The sequence below is a fragment of the Janthinobacterium sp. AD80 genome (genome assembly GCF_002878455.1).
GTDB lineage: Bacteria > Pseudomonadota > Gammaproteobacteria > Burkholderiales > Burkholderiaceae_D > Janthinobacterium.
In genome coordinates this window covers 1-4,104 of the sequence record NZ_NRDQ01000230.1, presented here as the reverse complement: position 1 = coordinate 4,104, position 4,104 = coordinate 1, and the positions used below count along the sequence as shown (strand labels likewise).

The 4,104-nt window shown below is 68.1% G+C and carries 1 protein-coding gene; it reads left to right on the top strand.

Annotated elements, in window-relative coordinates; translation table 11 throughout:
• A partial coding sequence (locus tag JaAD80_RS27580) for a PAS domain-containing protein (RefSeq protein WP_102299307.1) occupies positions 1 to 4,104 on the top strand: 4,104 nt, incomplete at both ends.

Sequence of the window (4,104 nt, the reverse complement as noted above, 5' to 3'; positions counted from 1 at the left end):
GTTTGTGGATCAAAGCGGCTGCCCCGAACGGGCAGCTGACGTCCGACTCGCGCCGCGTGCAGCGCGGCGACGTGTTTTCGCCTATGCCGGCGCCACGCATTTCATCGCCGCCGCCGCCCTGCAGGATGGCGATGCGGGCGCCCTGCGCGCACTGGCCGCCAGCCTGCTGCAGCCCGGCGTGGCCGTCGGCTCCTTCATCATTTCCGATACGTCTGGACGCCAGCTGGTCAATACCGCCCTGCCCGCCACGCCCGCCCCGCCGCCGCTGCCGCAGAAATGGGCGGCCAGCATGCAGCGCACGCGCGAACAGGGCAAGCCGCGCCTGACCAGCCTGTTCGTGGCGCCCGATGGCCTGCCCCAGCTGGCCCTGAACCTGCCGCTGCCGCGCACAACAGGCCAGGCCTACGTGCTCACGGCCCTGTTTCCAGCCGACTACCTGCCACGCCTGATGCGCGAACTGAGCATGCCTGCCTACCTGGGCGCGGCCATCCTCAATGCCGACGGCATCAACGTGGCGCGCACGCTGGCGCCGCAGCGCTATGTGGGCCAGCGCAGCGCGACGCCACTGCTGGAACAGATACGCCAGGGACGCGAAGGCGTGCTGCGCCATGCCACCCTGGAAGGACTCGACGTGTACTCGGGTTTCCGCCGCGCGCCCGACGATGCCTGGACGGTGGTCGTCACCATGCGCACCAGCACCGTGGTCGACGCCCTGCTGCGCTCGGTGGTCACGGGTTCGCTCATCCTGGCATTGCTGCTGGGCGCCGCTTTCGCCCTGGCCTGGCGCGTGGGCGGGCGCCTGGCGCGCACCCAGCAGGCGCTGACCCAGCAGGTGCAGGCGCTGGCGCAGGGCAAGCCCTTGATGTCAGGCAAGCATACGGACCGCGAATCGGCCGACCTGGCCAGGGCCCTGGGCGCGCTCGAGCGCAACTTGCGGCGCCACCGCACGCAGCTTGAAAGCCTGGTGGCCGAGCGCACCCTGGCCCTGGAAAAATCCACGCGCCTGCTGGAAACCGTGTATGCGACGGCGCCCATCGGCATGCTGTTTGTCGACCGCGACTTGCGCATCGTCATGATCAACCAATACCTGGCCGCCATCAACGCGGCCAGCGTGGAACAGCATATCGGCCGCCGGGTAGGCACCATGCTGTTCGACGACGCCGTGCGCGCCGAGGTGGAACGCTGCCTGCGCCAGGTGCTCGAGACGGGCGAGCCCATCGTCGATATCGAGTTGAAAGGCAACAGCGGCCAGCAGCGCGACCAGGCCAGCCACTGGGTTGTCTCGTATCACCCGATCAGCGGGCCGGACCAGCAACTGCTGGGCGTGTCGGGGCTGTGGCTCGATATCACCGAGCGCAAGCGCAGCGAAGCGGAATTTCGCCGCTCCAAGCACCTGTTCGGCACCATCATCGAAAACATCCCGGCCATGGTCTTCGTCAAGCGTGCCGACAAGCTGAGCTTTGAGATGGTCAACCGCCACGCGGAACTGACCCTGGGGCGCTCGCGCGAGCAGCTGCTGGGCAAGACCGACAACGATTTCTTCCCGCCGCAGCAGGCGGCCGCCTTCATCGGCGCCGACCGCAAGCTGCTGGCGACGGGGCAGATGGTGGAAATCGAGCAGGAAGCGATCAACACGGCCGACGGCACGACGCGCCACTTCACCACGCGCAAGGTGGTGCTGCGCGACGATGCGGGCCGCGCCAGCCACGTGCTGGGCGTCTCGATCGATATCAGCGAACGCAAGCGCGCCACGGAGGTGCTGCACGCGACCACCTGGCGCCTGGAGCAGAGCGAGCGCTTCATCCGCACCGTCACCGACAACCTGCCCGGCATGGTGTCGTACTGGGGCCACGACTTGCGCTGCCGTTTCGCGAATAAGTTCTACAACGAGTGGTTCGGCCGCAGCAGCGCCGAACTGGCCGGCATCCACATGAGCGAGCTGCTGGGCCAGGAACTGTTCGACGTGTACGCGCCGCACGTGGAAGGCGTGCTGGCGGGCCGGCCGCAAAGCTTCGAGCGCGACCTGCTCGACCCGACGGGCCAGGTGCGCCATACGTGGACCAACTACATTCCCGATTTCGACGACAACGGCGGCGTGCGCGGCTTCTTCGTGCTGGCTTCCGACGTGTCCGAACTCAAACGCACGGAACTGCGCCTGCACGAACTCAACGAACAGATGGTGCGCGCGCGCGACAAGGCCGAGGCGGCCAGCATCGCGAAGAGCGAATTCGTCGCCAACATGAGCCATGAAATCCGCACGCCGATGAACGCCATCATCGGCCTGGCGCGCCTGCTGGAAGAGTCGCCGCTGGAACGGCGCGAGCGCAGCTATGTCGGCAAGATTCAGATGGCCACCCAGTCGCTGCTGGGCATCGTCAACGACGTGCTGGACTTTTCCAAGATCGAGGCGGGCCAGATGGTGCTGGAACAGCGCCGCTTCCAGCTCGAACGCATGCTGGGCAGCGTCGGCGTGCTGCTGGCCAGCAGCGCCTGGGCGCGCGGGGTCGAGCCCGTCTTCGTGCTCGACCCCGGCGTGCCGCCAGAACTGATGGGCGACGCGCTGCGCCTCGAGCAAATCCTGATCAACCTGGTGGGCAACGCCGTCAAGTTCACCAAGGAAGGCGAAGTGGTGCTGTCCATCCGCAAGGCCAGCGAGGATGCGGCCAGCGTGACACTGGAGTTTTCCGTGCGCGACACGGGCATCGGCATCGGCGCCGTCGAGCAGGAACACATTTTCGATGCCTTTTCCCAGGGCGACAGCAGCACCAGCCGCAAATACGGCGGCACGGGACTGGGCCTGGCCATCTGCCGCCGCATGGTGGACCTGATGGGAGGCGAACTCAGCGTGAAAAGCGAACTGGGCAAGGGTTCCGACTTCCGTTTCATCTGCCGTTTCGAGAAAGTGCCCGCCGCGCCGGAAAGCGCGGCCAGGGCCGTGCCCGCGGCATTGTCGCTGCTGATCATCGATGACAATGCCAGCGTGCGCGCCATGCTGGAAGACTGGTGCGCGGCGCACGGCTGGCACAGCCACAGCGCCGACAGCGGCGCGGCGGGCCTGGCGCTGCTGCGCCGCCATGCCGGCGGCGGTGCGGCGCCTGTCGACATGCTGCTGCTCGACGCGGCCATGCCGGGCATGGATGGCATTTCCATGCTGACGGAGGCGCGCGGCGACGAACAGCTGGCCCTGCCCCCCGTGATCATGCTGGTGGCCGACCAGGACAGCGAAAACCTCGAGCGCCTGGCCGACAGCCTGATGCTGGCCGGCGTCGTCTCGAAACCGGCCACGCCGGCACGCCTGCTGGCGGCCGTCATGGCCGTGCGCGAAGGGCGCAGCGCACCGTCCGCCCTGCCCGTCTCCACGCCGCTGTCGGGCCTGCTGGCAGGCATGCGCGTGCTGCTGGTGGAAGACAATGAAATCAACCAGGAAGTGGCGCAGTACATCCTGCTGCATTCGGGCGCCCGCGTGGCAGTGGCCGCCAATGGCCAGCTGGCCGTGGACATGCTGGCGCACACGCCGCAGGCCTATGACGTGGTGCTGATGGACTTGCAGATGCCGGTGCTGAACGGCTACGAAGCCACGCTGGCCATCCGCGCGCTGGGCTTGCGCGAGTTGCCCATCGTTGCCATGACGGCCAACGCCATGGACGAGGACCGCCTGCGCGCCATCGCCAGCGGCATGAATGCGCACATCTCCAAGCCCATCGATGTCGACGACATGGTGCAGACCCTGACGCGGCTGGTGCCGGCGCGGCCCGGCACGGCCGGCGCCACGGGTGCGCTCCCGCCTGGCGCCGCCAGCGCCGATGCCGTGGAGGTGCCGGCAACGGTGCCCGGCATCGACCTCGACGCGGCCCTGCACCGTTTCGGCGGTGATTATGGCGCGTTCCTAGCCCTGCTCAAGCGTTTCGAGAATTCGCAAGGCGACGCCGTCGAGCAAACGCGGCGCCTGCTGGCCGATGGCCAGATCCAGCCGGCGGCGCAATTGCTGCACCGCGTGTGCGGCGTGGCCGCCAACCTGGGCGCGGCGGACATCGCCAGCCTGGCCGCCGAGGCGGAAAAAGCGCTGAAGGGCGGCCGGCGGCGCGCCACCCAGTCGCTGCTGAG